This window comes from Streptomyces colwelliae (assembly GCF_048158785.1).
Lineage (GTDB): Bacteria > Actinomycetota > Actinomycetes > Streptomycetales > Streptomycetaceae > Streptomyces.
In genome coordinates, this window is record NZ_JBLTJC010000107.1 from 1 (window position 1) to 13258 (window position 13258).

The 13258-nt window shown below is 68.8% G+C and carries 12 protein-coding genes; 6 read left to right on the forward strand and 6 right to left on the reverse strand.

The window, feature by feature from the left end:
* Window positions 1–33 precede the first annotated feature (33 nt).
* The 3 genes from ACNFOC_RS22760 to ACNFOC_RS22770 are packed head-to-tail and all read right to left on the reverse strand — an operon-like array spanning window position 34 to window position 4652.
* A complete protein-coding gene (locus tag ACNFOC_RS22760) occupies window positions 34–2040 on the reverse strand; it encodes a dipeptide/oligopeptide/nickel ABC transporter permease/ATP-binding protein (protein ID WP_416960945.1) in 2007 nt (668 codons plus the stop codon).
* Complete coding sequence (locus ACNFOC_RS22765; RefSeq protein WP_416960946.1) at window positions 2040–2999, reverse strand: ABC transporter permease; 960 nt, start codon at window positions 2997–2999, stop codon at window positions 2040–2042. Before ACNFOC_RS22765 ends, ACNFOC_RS22760 begins: the two co-directional genes overlap by 1 nt.
* A gap of 18 nt (window positions 3000–3017) precedes the next feature.
* Complete coding sequence (locus tag ACNFOC_RS22770; protein ID WP_416960947.1) at window positions 3018–4652, reverse strand: ABC transporter substrate-binding protein; 1635 nt, start codon at window positions 4650–4652, stop codon at window positions 3018–3020.
* Between the two features lie 224 nt (window positions 4653–4876).
* Between ACNFOC_RS22770 and ACNFOC_RS22775 the strand changes: the two genes are divergently transcribed.
* Together ACNFOC_RS22775 and ACNFOC_RS22780 are read left to right on the forward strand one after the other, a co-directional pair.
* Window positions 4877–5590 carry a FadR/GntR family transcriptional regulator gene (locus ACNFOC_RS22775; protein ID WP_416960948.1) on the forward strand — a complete coding sequence of 238 codons (714 nt, stop codon included), beginning with the start codon at window positions 4877–4879 and terminating at the stop codon, window positions 5588–5590.
* Window positions 5591–5638: 48 nt separating this feature from the next.
* Window positions 5639–6082 (forward strand): protein-tyrosine phosphatase family protein, encoded by a 444-nt coding sequence (locus ACNFOC_RS22780; protein WP_416960949.1) that lies wholly within the window; start codon window positions 5639–5641, stop codon window positions 6080–6082.
* 9 nt (window positions 6083–6091) lie between these two features.
* On the opposite strand, the gene ACNFOC_RS22785 is transcribed toward ACNFOC_RS22780, so the two are convergent.
* Entirely contained in the window at window positions 6092–6664 is a 573-nt protein-coding gene (locus ACNFOC_RS22785; protein ID WP_416960950.1) for a class I SAM-dependent methyltransferase, read from the reverse strand.
* 55 nt (window positions 6665–6719) lie between these two features.
* Between ACNFOC_RS22785 and ACNFOC_RS22790 the strand changes: the two genes are divergently transcribed.
* The gene (locus tag ACNFOC_RS22790) at window positions 6720–7481 is read left to right on the forward strand and encodes an AraC family transcriptional regulator (protein WP_416960951.1); all 762 of its coding nucleotides are present in this window, start codon (window positions 6720–6722) and stop codon (window positions 7479–7481) included.
* On the opposite strand, the gene bla is transcribed toward ACNFOC_RS22790, so the two are convergent.
* Window positions 7478–8416 carry a class A beta-lactamase gene (gene bla / locus ACNFOC_RS22795; RefSeq protein ID WP_416960952.1) on the reverse strand — a complete coding sequence of 313 codons (939 nt, stop codon included), beginning with the start codon at window positions 8414–8416 and terminating at the stop codon, window positions 7478–7480. The two genes, ACNFOC_RS22790 and bla, sit on opposite strands and share 4 nt — an antisense overlap.
* Before the next feature lie 147 nt (window positions 8417–8563).
* On the opposite strand from bla, the gene ACNFOC_RS22800 reads away from it, so the two are divergent.
* Window positions 8564–9709 carry a glycoside hydrolase family 113 protein gene (locus ACNFOC_RS22800; RefSeq protein ID WP_416960953.1) on the forward strand — a complete coding sequence of 382 codons (1146 nt, stop codon included), beginning with the start codon at window positions 8564–8566 and terminating at the stop codon, window positions 9707–9709.
* A 43-nt stretch (window positions 9710–9752) separates the two neighbouring features.
* On the opposite strand, the gene ACNFOC_RS22805 is transcribed toward ACNFOC_RS22800, so the two are convergent.
* Window positions 9753–10280 carry a GNAT family N-acetyltransferase gene (locus ACNFOC_RS22805; RefSeq protein WP_416960954.1) on the reverse strand — a complete coding sequence of 176 codons (528 nt, stop codon included), beginning with the start codon at window positions 10278–10280 and terminating at the stop codon, window positions 9753–9755.
* A 286-nt stretch (window positions 10281–10566) separates the two neighbouring features.
* On the opposite strand from ACNFOC_RS22805, the gene ACNFOC_RS22810 reads away from it, so the two are divergent.
* The gene (locus ACNFOC_RS22810; RefSeq protein ID WP_416960955.1) at window positions 10567–11331 is read left to right on the forward strand and encodes an SCO2525 family SAM-dependent methyltransferase; all 765 of its coding nucleotides are present in this window, start codon (window positions 10567–10569) and stop codon (window positions 11329–11331) included.
* Between the two features lie 84 nt (window positions 11332–11415).
* Window positions 11416–13257, forward strand: coding sequence for an SCO2524 family protein (locus ACNFOC_RS22815; protein WP_416960956.1), 1842 nt, complete (start codon window positions 11416–11418; stop codon window positions 13255–13257).
* The last annotated feature ends 1 nt before the right edge of the window (window position 13258 follow it).

Consider the following 13258-nt stretch of genomic DNA (forward strand, 5'->3'; position numbering starts at 1 on the left):
GGTATAAGAGACAGCCCTCAACCACCACCCCGCTCACGTGACCGCCCCCCTCTCCGTCGAAACCAGGTCGATCGCCGGGTGGTGGCAGGCCGCCGTGTGCGTACGCGGGCCGACCAGACCCGGCGCCGTCGTACGGCAGAGATCGCTGGCCAGCGGGCAGCGGTCCGCGAAGCGGCAGCCGGCCGGGAAGTCGGCGGGGGAGGGGACGACGCCCTTGATCTGGGTCATCCGCTCGGCCGCCGACTCCAGGGACAGCACGCTGCCGAGCAGGCCGCGCGTGTAGTGGTGGGCCGGTGACTCCACCAGGTCGGCGGTCACGCCCGTCTCCACGATCTGCCCGCCGTACATCACCACCACCCGGTCGGTGACGTCGGCGATCAGCGCGAGGTCGTGCGAGACGAGGACGAGCGCGAAACCCAACTCCGCGCGCAGGCCCAGCAGTAGCTCTATGACCTGCGCCTGCACGGTGACGTCGAGGGCGGTCGTCGGTTCGTCGGCGACGATCAGCTTGGGGTCGCGGGACAACGCCATGGCGATCAGCACGCGTTGGCGCTGGCCGCCGGAGAGTTCGTGCGGGTAGCTGCGCAGGGTGCGGTCCGGGTCGAGGCCGACCATCGTCAGCAACTCGCCCGCGCCACGGCGCCCTCCGCGCCGTATCACCTGCTTGAGCTGGGCGCGGATCGTCATCGCCGGGTTCAGGGACGACAGCGCGTCCTGGTAGACCATCGCCATCTCGTGGCCCAGCAGTCTGCGGCGCAACCGCATCGGCTCGCCCACCAACTGCCGCTGGTTGAACCGGACATGGCCGCGCACCCGGGCGCCCTTCGGCTCCAGGCCCATCACCGCGAGCGCCGTGAGCGACTTGCCGCAGCCCGACTCGCCCACCAGGCCCAGGACTTCACCCGCCCGTACCTCGAAACTGATGCCGTCGACGATGTCGACGCCGTGGTGCCGGCCCTCGAAGCCGATCGCCAAGTTCTCGACCGCGAGGACCGGTTGGCCGTCCGGGTCGGGCAACGGCCGTGCGCGGGACCGGAGTCGTAGCGCCGCCTCCGTCAGGCCGGGGAGCGGGAGCACCTCGCCGCTGCCCGGCTGCGGGGCGTCGAGCGGGTCCTCGTCGTGCCGTACGTCCACCTCGCGCGGGGCCGGTGCCGCCCACGCGTCGGAGACGCCCTCGGACAGTATGTTCAGCGACAGGACCGTGATCAGCATCAGCAGGCCGGGGAAGACCGTCGCCCACCAACCCCCGGTCAGCACCATGTTCTTGCCGTCCGCGATGACACTGCCCCACGACGGGTCCGGAGGTCGTACGCCCGCGCCGATGAACGACAGCGACGCCTCGAAGACGATCGCCTCGGCGACCTGCACCGTGCAGAACACCAGGATCGGAGCAGCACAGTTGACGGCCACGTGCCGCGCGACGATGTGCGGGGTGCGGGCGCCGATCACCCGCTCGGCCGTCACATAGTCCTCGCCGTACTGGTCAAGTACGTTGGCCCGTACGACCCTTGCCACCGGCGGGGTGAACAGGAACGCGATCGCGCAGATCAGTACGGTGATCCCGCCGCCGAACACCGCGACCAGGACCGCCGCCAGCGCGATGCCGGGGAACGCCATCACCACGTCCAGGCAGCGCATCAGCGTCTCGTCGACGCCCTTGCGGGAGGTCGCGGCGACCGCGCCGATCAGCGCGCCGACGACCAGGGCCAGCGCGGTCGCCCCGAGCCCGATCGCGAGGGACCAACGGGCGCCGTACATCAGCCTGCTGAGGATGTCCCGGCCCAGGCTGTCCTGGCCCATCCAGTGGTCGGCGGACGGGTGCCCGGTGCCGTCGACGGGGAGCTGCTGGTCCAGCGGGTCGTGCGGGGCGATGAGCGGCGCGAACAACGCCACCAGCACCACGACCGCCAGGAAGCCCACCGCGACCTTCGACAGCAGCGGCAGCCGGCGCCAGCCGCGCAGCCGGACGCCGGGCCGGGACAGGGACTCGGCGAGGCCCTTGCGGGAGAACCGGGGGAACTGGGGGAACTGAGTGGACATCAGGAGGCTTCCCTCAGGCGGGGGTTGACCAGCAGATAGAGGATGTCGATGACCAGGTTCACGACGACGAACCCGGTCGCCGTCGTGAGCACCACGCCCTGGACGACGGCCGGGTCGCCGTTCTGCACGGCGTCGATCATCAACTTGCCCATCCCGGGGAGGGAGAAGATGGTCTCGATGACGACCGCACCGCCGAGCAGGTATCCAACGCGCAGGCCCAGGACGGTGAGTGGGTTCATCAGCGCGTTGCGGAGCACGTTGCGGCCGACGACCACCCTCGGTGGCAGGCCGCTGCCGATCGCTGTCCGGACGTAGTCCTTGTCCAGTTCCTCGACGACCGATGTCCTGACGATGCGCGTGAGTTGGGCCGCGACGGGGAGCGACAGCGCGAGCGCCGGGAGCGCCATCGTCTTGAGCCAGCCGGTGAGGGAGTCCGCCGGGTTGATGTAGCCGCCGGTCGGGAACCAGCCCTGGCCGACGGCCAGGTACTGGATCATCAGCAGCGCCAGCCAGAAGCCGGGTGCGGCGACCCCCGTCAGCGACACGACCCGGATGATCTGGTCGGGCAGCCGGTCACGGTAGATGGCCGCCGTCACCCCGCCGAGCAGCGACAACACGACCGCGATCCCCAGCCCCAGGAAGGTGAGTTGGAGGGTGAGCGGCAGCGCGGTGGTGACCTGCTCGAGGACCGGTGCCCGGGTCAGCGCGCTGGTGCCCAGGTCGCCGTGGAGGAGTGCGCCCACGAAGTGGACGTAGCGGAGAGGCAGCGGATCGAGCAGGCCGTTCCGCTCGCGGAAGTCGTGCAGTTGCCGCGGAGTCGGGTTGGCGCCCTGGAAGAACGCGGACGCCGGGTCGACGTCCGAGAAGCGCATCACCACGAACACGAACAGCACGATGCCGAGCATCAGCGGCACGAGCAGGACGATACGGCGGGCCAGAATCCTGACGACGGTGACCATGGGCCAACTCCCCTGCTGCTAGACCCACTTGGCCTGGAGGACATTGATGCCGGGGTAGGGCTGGGCCCTTATGCCCGTCAGCTTCTTCGGGTCCCAGGAGGTCATCAGCTCGTTGTGGACGACCGGGTAGAGCACGGCCTGTTCGGCGACGGTGTCGATGTAGTCCTGGATCATCGTCTTCTTCTTCGCCGCGTCCGGCTCCCGCGTCGCCTGGTCCATGTCCTTGAAGAGCTGCTTGGCGACCGAATTCCCGGCCCAACGGGCGTACCCCATCCAGAGGTTCTGCGGGCCGTAGTTGTAGTGCATGATCAGGTCCGCGTCGAGGCCGAACTGGTTGGGGTTAGCGGCGGCGGCGACCACCTGGTAGTCCTGCTTCTGGTCCATCTTGGTGAAGACGGCCGTGGTCTCCTGCGGGGACAGGGTCGTCCTCACCCCGATCGCGTCCCAGGACGCCTTGATGGTCGGCAGGCAGTCGACGATCCAACTCACGTTCACCGAGATGATGTTGATCTTCAGCCCGCTGACCCCGGCCGCCTTCAGCAGTGCCTTCGCCTTGTCGGGGTCGTAGTCGTAGACCGTCTTCGCGCGCCGGTAGGCCGGGTTGCCCTCGTTGAGGAACGACGAGGACGGCTTCCCGTGCCCCCGCAGGGCGACCTGGACCATCTTGCCGGTGTCGATGGCGTAGTGGAGCGCCTGGCGCACCCGTACGTCGTCGAAGGGCTTGTGCTGCGTGTTGAACATCAGGAACAGGTTGTTCATCCCGGCCCCGCCCGCCACCGACAGGCCGCCGCCGCGCAGCCGTTGGATGTTGGCGTAGGGGATGTTGTCGGCGATCTGCGCGCCCGCGCTCGACCCGGAGATCTTGGCGACGCGGGGAGCCGCGTCGACGATCGTCAGCCAGTTCATCGTCTTGAAGGCGGGCGGGCGCGGGCCGTTGTAGTCGGCGAACGCGGCGAAGGTCGTGTTCGACTTCGGGTGGTGCGCGGTCTGCCGGTACGGCCCCGAGCCGACCGCCTTGCCCTGGATCGCGTCGTCCCAGGCGCCCGGCTTCGAGAAGATGTGCTTCGGCATGATCTTCGCGAGTGTCAGCCGTGAAATCCCGTCAGGGAAGGGGAACTTGAGGACTAACTCGACGTTCCGCGCGTCGATCTTCCGGACCTCCTTCAGCCAACTGGCGAAGAAGCCCTGGGCGAGGGTCGTCGTCTTCGGGTCGAGGATGCGGTCGAAGACGAAGACGACATCGTCGGCGGTGACCGGCTGCCCGTCATGGAACTTGGCGCCCGCCCGCAGCGTGAACGTCCACGAGGTGCCGCTCGTGTCCTTCGGCACGGCGGTCGCCAGCGCCGGGTAGGGCGCGCGGGTGATCGGGTCGGTGTCGATCAGCCCCTCGTAGATGTGGTTGTTGCCGGCCATCGCGAACGCGGACGCCGTCTGCGTCGGATCCCAGCTGCCGTCGTTGCCGTAGCCGATCACCGCGGTCAGCGTCCGGTTCTTCCCGGTGCCCCCGCCGCCGGTGTCGTTCGTCGACTGCGGACCCGACGAACAGGCCGTCAGGGACGAGGAGATCGCGGCCGCCGCGCCCAGCGCGCCGGAGTACTTCAGGAACGCCCGGCGGTGCAGCGCGGGCACGTTCTGGGTCACGTCTTCGCGCATGGTTCCTCCAGGAGGTACGACGTCCTACGTCCTGCGGTCAGCGCGACCATAAGAGCGCCCGTGGGGGTGGTCAAGGCATCGCACACGAATGGCGTAGCCGTCAGAGGTCGGACCAATGGCAGTTTGAAGAGGTGCGCGAAAACGCCCGTCAATGGCGCAAGTTGACGGCCTTCCCGATCCGGCCGAGGTCAGACATGGGACGTAGGACCTCTGATGCGGCTACGATGCGGCGCATGTCCGGGGAGCCGAGGAACAGTCGGATACAGCGCGAGGTCGTCCAGCTGATCCTCGACCGCAGACTCCCGCCCGGTGCGCCGCTGCCCACCGAGGCCGAGCTGATGGAAGACCTCGGCATCAGCAGAAACTCCGTCCGCGAGGCCCTCAAGGCGCTCCAGGCCCTCGACATCGTCGAGATCAGACACGGCTACGGCACCTACGTCGGCCGCGCCTCGCTGACCCCGCTCGTCGACGGCCTCACCTTCCGTACGCTCACCCGGCACGAGGACGACGCGGACGCGCTGGCCGAGATACTCCAGGTGCGCGAGGTGCTGGAGGAGGGCCTGATTCATCGGGTCGCCGCCATCGTCACCGAGCCGGAACTGGACAGGCTGGAAGCGGTGGTGGACCGGATGGAGGAAGCGGGCCGCGCCGGTCGCCCCTTCCCCGAACTCGACCGCGAATTCCATGAGTTGCTCTACGCCTCACTCGGCAACGAACTCGTCCCCCAACTCCTCGGCGCCTTCTGGACGGTGTTCCGTCGCGTCGCCGGAGCCCGCGGCCGGCCCGACGACCCGGCCCCCGAACTCACCGTGCGCCGCCACCGCGACATCGTCACCGCGCTGCGCGCCCGCGATGTCGAGGGCGCGCGGCGCGCGATGACGGACCACTTCCGCGGCATCGAGGCACGGGCCGCGCAGGAGTCGCGGGGAGTGGGCTGACCCCGCTCTTCGGCTACGCGAGCCCCTCCCTGTCCCTACGCTGGCGAAGTGACTGAACCCTGGAACCCGACCGCCACCGGCGTCCTACGGCTGCCTTCCGGCCGCCTGGTCCGGGGCCGCGGCCTGCGCCGCCCCCTCCCCGCCGACGGCCCGGTACCGACGTACGGCGTGTATCTCCTCGGCAAGCAGCCGACCCAACTGCCGTGGGAGACACGGTGGTTGCGCTGGCCCGACTTCCGATTGCCCGCCGACCGCGCCGAGGCGCACGCGGTCCTGACAGACGCCTGGCACCGGTCACTCACCGAGCGCGTCGAGTTCGCCTGCGCCGGCGGTCGGGGCCGCACCGGCACGGCACTCGCCTGCCTCGCGGTCCTCGACGGGGTGCCGCCGGGGGAGGCGGTCGACTACGTCCGCGCCCACTACGACCGGCACGCGGTGGAGACGCCGTGGCAGCGGCGATACGTACTGCGGTTCGGGCAGGAGCAGATGTAGGCGCAGGTGTCAGACTCGGCGGGCTCGGAAGCGTAGGCCGCCGCTCTCCAGGTGCAGTTCGACCGTCGCGTCCGTGAAACCGGCCCGCTCCAGCCGGGCCGGGAGCGTCGCCGGATCGAGGGTGTTCATCGTGTCCCGGAAGTGCAACACCCGGAAACGGAAGCCGGGTTGACTGTCGCTGCCCGCGAACGTGCCGCCGGGACGCAGCACGCGGAACGCCTCGGCGAAGATACGGTCCTGGTGGGCGGCCGTGGGCACGTGATGCAGCATCGTGAAGCAGACGACGGAGTCGAACGCCCCGTCCGGCAACGGCAGTTCGGCGCCGTCAGCGTGGAGCACGGTGGCCCGGTCGCCCCACTGGGACTGGAGCAGCCGTGCGGTGCCGGCGTCGATCTCGGCGGCGGTGAGACGGTCGACCTGCTCGACGAGGACGCGGAGGTTGGCGCCGTAGCCGGGGCCGATCTCCAGTACGTCCGCGCCGAGTTCGACGTGCTCAAGGGCCCAGGGCAGGATGCGGTCCTTCGTCGTCTGCGCCCATCCCTCGGAGCTGCACAGCTTGCGGTGGGCTCGGTTCATCGGCATACGTCGACGCTAGGCGGGGCGGGTGGCTGTCCGCCACGGGCTAGGCTGCCGAGTCATGTCGCGAAACGGACAGGAGTGGGGGCGCCGGTTCGACACGGCCATCCTCGTCGGCCACTTCACGATGCCGCGAGGGACGGCCTTCGTCACGCACTGGCATCCCGTCCACCAACTCGCCTGCTCCGAGCGGGGATTGCTGCGAATCCGCAGCGACCTCGGGACCTGGCTGCTGCCGCCGTCGCTGGCCCTGTGGATTCCCGCGTACGTCCCGCACGCCGCGGAGTCCGAGGGTGACGCCGTCATGCGCAGTGCGTACATCGACCCGGTGAGCTGCCCGCACATCGACTGGCGGGACCCCACGGTCGTCGAGGTCACCCCGCTTCTCCGGGCGCTCGTCGAGCACTTGGACCGCACGGACCTGACACCGGACGCCCGCGCGCGAGCCGAACTCGTCCTCCTCGACGAGCTGCGTCCGGTGCCGGTGACCAGCGTGGCCGTGCCCGAACCGCGTGATCCACGGGCGCGGGCGGTGGCCGAGGCGCTGCGGGCCCGCCCGGCGGACGGGCGGGCCCTGGCGGAGTACGGGGCCCAAGTCGGTGCTGGCGCACGGACGTTGGCGCGGCTCTTCGTCGCGGAGACGGGCCTGGGGTTCGGACAGTGGCGGGAACGGCTGCGGATGCAGGCCGCGTTGCCGTACCTCGCCGAGGGGCTGCCGGTGGAGTCCGTGGCGCGACGCGTGGGGTACGCCTCGGCGAGTTCCTTCACGGCGGCGTTCCACCGCGTGGTCGGGGTGACGCCGAGGCAGTACTTCCCGCGTTAGCCGATGGCTTCCGCCACCAACCTGGCGGTGTCCGCGACGAGTTGGTTGTCGTACGGCGCGTCGGGCAGGGTCGGCTTCGTCGTCAGGACCGCGAGGACGACCGGGTCACCGGCCTCCGTCCAGGCGATGCCGACGTCGTTGGCGGTGCCGTAGTCGCCGCTGCCCGTCTTGTCGGCGATCGTCCAGGTCGCGGGGAGCCCGGCGCGGAAACGGGCGGCGCTCGTCGTGTTGTTGAGCAGCCAGGCGGTGAGCCGGTCGCGGTCGGGGCGGCGCAGGGCGTCGCCGAGGACGAGCTTGCCGTACAGGCCGGCGATCGCGCGCGGGCTGGTGGTGTCGGTGATCCGGTCCGGCTCGGCCGAGTTCAGCTCGGTCTCCCAGCGGTCGAGCCGGGTGACCCGGTCGCCGAGGGAACGCGCGAAGCGGGTGACGGCGGTGGGGCCGCCGAGTTCGCGCAGGATCAGGTTGCCGGCGCCGTTGTCGCTGTAGCGGATCGCCACGTCGGCGAGCTGCTCGACCGTCATGCCGTCGGCCAGGTGCGCCCGGGTCTGGTCGGAACCGTCGACCAGATCGGCCTCCGTGTAGTACACGACCTTGTAGAGAACTTCACCGTGCCGGTCCAGGTCCCGCAGGACGGCCGCGGCGGCGAGCGTCTTGAACACCGAGCACATCGGGAAGAGTTCGTCGGCGCGGTGCACGACCGTCTTCTTCGTACCGAGGTGGTGCGCGAACACGCCTACGCGGGCGCTGTGTTGCTCCTCAAGGGCGCGCAGCCGAGCCGTGCTGTCCGTGCTGTCCGACGCCTGCGCGGGGGAGGCGCCAGCGAGGAGGGTCGCGGCGGTGGCGGCACCGGCGGTGAGGAGGGTGCGGCGAGTCGCGATGGCGGTGGCGGTGTGGGTCGTAGGGGTCGTAGGGGACTGTTCGGAGCCTGAGATCACGCTCTCCTTTGTTCGGTCTCCGTCGACGATCGGTCGGTCTCCGTCGACGATCTCTCCAGTGACCGACGCAGGGCGTCATTCCTTGGTTGCGCCGCCTTAGACCATCGGCGGACACCGCTGCGGGCCCGCGCTCGGCACAGTGGGCGCATGGTGAACACACAGGGGATCGCGCAGGGGATCACTCGGGGGCAGTTCCTGACGGGGGCGCTGGCCCTCGGAGCGGCGGGCGCGCTGCTGCCGTCAGGACAGGCGACGGCGCAGGTGCATGCCACGCGTGGCCGGCCCGGTCTACGCCACCACGGCGTTGTCTACACGGTCGGCGAGGGTGAGACCCCCGCCACCGCCTGGAACCCGCGCCGCATGCGCACCGACCTCCGCGCCATCCGCGACGCGTTGCACGCCGACACGGTCGACGTCACCGGCGACGGTGTCGACCGCCTCACCGCGACGGCCGCCGAGGCCGCCGAACTCGGCCTGCACATCTGGCTCCAGCCCACCCTCGCCGACGTCCCGGAGCGGGACATCCTCGAACACCTCGCGGAGACCGGCCGGTTCGCGGAACGCCTCCGCCGTCAGGGCGCGAGCGTCGACTTCAGTGTGGGCTGCGAGTTCTGGCTGTTCGTCCCCGGGATCGTGCCCGGAGCGACGGTCCTGGACCGCGTCCAGAACATCCTGGACGGCACGTTCGACCCGGCGAAGACGCAGCACAGGCTGAACGCCTTCACCAAGAAGGCGGCAGCACTGGGCCGTTCGGTCTTCCACGGCAACCTCAGCTACGCCGCCGCCCAGGACGACGAGGTCGACTGGACCCTCTTCGACGTCGTGGGCATCGACTACTACTCGTACTTCCGCCAACCGGCCGACTACGTAAAGGAGTTGAGGAGCTACCAACGCTGGGGCAAGCCCGTCACCATCACCGAGTTCGGCACCTGCGCGTACAAGGGTGCCGAGAAGACCGCCGGCATGGGCTGGAACGTCGTCGACTACGACAAGGACCCGGAGGAGATCAAGGGCCAGTTGACCCGCAGCGAACACACCCAAGCGGCGTACGTCACAGGCCTGTTGGAGGTCTTCGAGTCGATGAACCTCTACGGCGCGATGGCCTTCGAGTTCGTCACCCCGGACGCACCCCACCGCGCTCACGACCCCCGCCACGACCTCGACATGGCGAGCTACTCCATCACCAGGACCGTCAAGGACCGCCCGTACGACCCGAGTTCGCCCTGGCACTGGGAGCCGAAGGAGGCGTTCCACGCGCTCGCGCGACGGTACGCGCGGGCATGCCGCCGCTGAACGCGCGTCACCCGTAGGCCCCTTCGTCTTCCGCTTCCGCCTCTCACATCCCCAACGTCATGACCAGCCGATCCTCCCCGGGTCCGAAGTAGTCCTTCTCCACGCCTTCCTCGGACGAGAAGCCCAGCGACCGGTACAGCATGATCGCGGCGGCGTTCGTCGGTTCCACCGTCAGCCGGACCTGGTGGACATGCTCCGTACGCAGCCGCCGCAGGGCCTCGACCATCAGGCGGCGGCCGAGGCCGCGGCCCTGTAGGTGGGGGATGACGGCGAGGCTCATGATCCAACTCACGTAGCCGTCCGAGGTGTTGACGAACAGCACGTAGCCGAGCAGACCCTCGCCGTCGTCCAGGACGAGGATGCGGTCACCGTGGATGTCGACCAGCTGTCTGAGCACGACCTGTGTGTACGGCTCCTCGGGGAAGGCCTCCCTGTCGACCCGGAGCAGCTCGGGCAGGTCGGCCACGGTGACGCCCCGCAGGGTCAGCGGGCGTTCGCCGCGGTCGGCGAAGAATGCCTGGTCAGTGCGGCGCCCTACAGAAGGGAAACGTTCCTCCGGAAAGGGCGTCATACTGCCTCCTGGGGGTAGGAAGTCAATTGCGCGTTGACGGCTCGTGCGACTCGTACGGGTGGTACGGGCGAGACGTGTGAGTCCTGCCTTTCTGGTGTGTTCGGCAGGGTTCCACCCATCTTGGGTGGGGCAATCCGGCAGTTCAAGGCCGAATCAGGTCGCATGAATGCATTCGCCACGATGCGCCCCCCGTGCGCCCCAGCCGTAGCTGTGACTTGACGTAGATTGTCCTGCGAAATTGACGATGAGGTGTACGTCGCGCCTGTGATGTTGTTAGTGTGGACTGGTGAAAAACGCGGAAGTCGCCTGGAGCGCGTTCGATTCGATCGCATATGTAGATCACAACTACGGTGACCTACAGGCGGAGGACGCCGAGATCCTGACCAATGTCCGGGATCATTTCGCGGGCCATTTCCGGAACCAGGGCGTCGGCCCGGTATACGGCATCGACGTGGGCGCCGGCGCCAATCTCTATCCCGCGCTGTCCATGCTTCCGTGGTGCGACGGGATCACCCTCTTCGAGCGCTCGCCCTCGAACGTGGCCTACCTGGAGAGCCAGGTCGACTCGTACGCGCGGAACTGGGACCAGTTCTGGGACGCCCTGCGCGAGAACAAGGACTACGACGCCTTCGACGCCGACCCCCGCGAGAGATTCCGCGAGGTCGTCAAGGTCCAGCAGGGCGATATCTTCGATCTTGAGCGGTTCGCCGGCCAGTGGTCGGTGGGGACGATGTTCTTCGTCGCCGAGTCGATGACCTCGTCGTACCAGGAGTTCACCCTGGGTGTGGAGTGTTTCATGCGCGCTCTGGCCCCAGAGGCCCCCTTTGCCGCCGCTTTTATGGAACACTCCAAGGGTTATCACACGGGTGAGCAGTTCTTCCCCGCGTGTGACGTGGGGGAGAGCGAGGTGCGGGAGAGCCTCGCGCCATTCGCCGACGAGTTCAAGGTGCAGCGGCTCAAAAGTGAGGCCGGGCTTCGGGACGGGTATTCCGGAATAATCCTCTCCTATGGCTGGCGCGGAAATTCGGACCCACAGGTTCCGATCGGCTGACAGGGCGGCCGACCGGTGAATCTTCACAACAGAAGAGGGATATTCCTCGGCTGAGGGCAGTGCGGTCTGTGTGAGGGGCATGGAATGGAGATCAAGCCGCGGCAGCACCTGCTGGACATCTGGCAGGCGGTCGCCCGCCACTCCTTCGACGGAGGGGAGTGGGCGTGGGGAAAATGGGGTGGTGAGAGCAGCGTCGCCGATGCCGAGCGCCTGCTCTGCCTGTTGTATCCGGCGACCGAGCTGCCGTCGTTCCGGCTGGACGACCCCGACACCACGCTGACCGACGTCCAGCAGACGCTGAAGCGGGCCGGCGGACGGCTGGAGATTCCGGCCAACCTCGTCACGGCCGCGGTCGAGTTCATGCGCACCCACACCGACGACAAGAGGCCCACGTTCGCGGGCGGTTACTACTTCCAGCCCCGGGACAAGGATCAGGACCTCACCGAGGAGCAGCGCCAACTCGGCGTCACCGACTCGTTCTCCATGTCGATCACCCTCTGTCTCGCCCTGCTCGGCTTCCTCAAGGTCTACGAGTCCAAGACCCGCCGCGGCGACATGCAGGAGACGATCAAAGAACTGAAGGCCGCGACCAGCAACCGGCTCACCGCCGCCATGGTGAGTCTGCTGCGGTCGTTCACGGTCAACGTCTACGACACCGACTCCTCCCAGGGGCAGACGCTCTGCGAACTCCTCGGCCAGGGGCAGCTGTCGCAGCGTCAGGTGCTGGAGCAGTTCCAGCGGCGGTTCCGGCCGCTGCGCGCCGCCATCATCGAGAGCTTCATCCTCGGCCTCGACGTCCAGGAGGCACTCAAGGACGAGAGCCAGCTGTTCGAGTGCGGCTGGGCCTGGAGCCTGGTGCGGGACGCGCCCGAGGTGGAGACCGAGGAGACCATCGGGACCCAGCCCGTCGGCGTCGCCAACCCGGTGCCGTACCTCTATTTCACGGTGGTCGCGCTCGACGGGATCCAGGACCTGTTCTCCGACCGCACCCTGACCCTGGGACTGCTCAACGCCGAACAGCAGAAGCTCGCCGAGGCGTTACGACTGCGCTGGGAGATCACGCAGCAGTACTGGTCGCGCATCGCCCGCTTCGACGGCGACCGCTGGCCCCTGGAGGACATTCCCTGGCGTACGACGGGACAGCGGCTGGAGTCGGAGTACTTCTCGCTCTCGGTCGCCGCGATCCTCGTGCACGACCTGATGCGCCGCCGGGCCACCGACGACGACCTGACCCGCACCGTCCGCGTCATGGAGCGCCTGGCCGAACGCGGCCGCATCACCAGCCGGATGACGCGCGACGACCCGATGATCCAGCTGCACAACCCCGGCGTCACCCTGCCCCTCCAGGGCGGCGGCACCATCGGCCCGCCGATGGACTGGACGATGAGCGACTTCTCGGCCCAACTCCTCAAGCGCACCGTGCAGTTGTGCACGCTCTCCCGCAACCTCTCCGCGCACGACCGGCTGCTCAGGCTGGCCGAGGACATCTTCGGCCATGTGTGGCGGCGCCGGGTGGGCGACGGCGAGGGCGCCGGCCTGTGGGACAACGTGCACGCCATCTACCCGGAGACCGCCCTCACCGAGGGGCCGGTGTCCTGGAGCATCACCGAGCGCGTCACCGAGGTGATGGTCCAGGTCCACAACATGTACGCGCAGCCACCGATCCGCAGCCTCGAACTCACCGAGCTGGCACGGGCGTTGCTCAGCGAGTCCACGCACCTCCTGGGCAACGAACAGATGGCACCCGCGCCCAACTCCGACGGAAAACGCGGCATGCAACTCAGGGGAATCGAGGTCAAGTTGCGCCGCGCCCGCGCCCTCGTCGACGAACAGCCGGGCACCGCCTACTCGTTGACCCTCGACGTACTGGGCCAGCTCGACGCACTCGCCCGGGCCCGTGAAGCCGCCACGGCCCAGGGGGTGTGAC

Excerpts from the sequence above, each read along its gene's own strand:
- ACNFOC_RS22760 (WP_416960945.1), bottom strand. The coding sequence starts at position 2,040 with ATGTCCACTCAGTTCCCCCAGTTCCCCCGGTTCTCCCGCAAGGGCCTC.
- ACNFOC_RS22765 (WP_416960946.1), bottom strand. The coding sequence starts at position 2,999 with ATGGTCACCGTCGTCAGGATTCTGGCCCGCCGTATCGTCCTGCTCGTG.
- ACNFOC_RS22770 (WP_416960947.1), bottom strand. The coding sequence starts at position 4,652 with ATGCGCGAAGACGTGACCCAGAACGTGCCCGCGCTGCACCGCCGGGCG.
- ACNFOC_RS22775 (WP_416960948.1), top strand. The coding sequence starts at position 4,877 with ATGCGGCGCATGTCCGGGGAGCCGAGGAACAGTCGGATACAGCGCGAG.
- ACNFOC_RS22785 (WP_416960950.1), bottom strand. The coding sequence starts at position 6,664 with ATGCCGATGAACCGAGCCCACCGCAAGCTGTGCAGCTCCGAGGGATGG.
- ACNFOC_RS22790 (WP_416960951.1), top strand. The coding sequence starts at position 6,720 with ATGTCGCGAAACGGACAGGAGTGGGGGCGCCGGTTCGACACGGCCATC.
- ACNFOC_RS22800 (WP_416960953.1), top strand. The coding sequence starts at position 8,564 with ATGGTGAACACACAGGGGATCGCGCAGGGGATCACTCGGGGGCAGTTC.
- ACNFOC_RS22805 (WP_416960954.1), bottom strand. The coding sequence starts at position 10,280 with ATGACGCCCTTTCCGGAGGAACGTTTCCCTTCTGTAGGGCGCCGCACT.
- ACNFOC_RS22815 (WP_416960956.1), top strand. The coding sequence starts at position 11,416 with ATGGAGATCAAGCCGCGGCAGCACCTGCTGGACATCTGGCAGGCGGTC.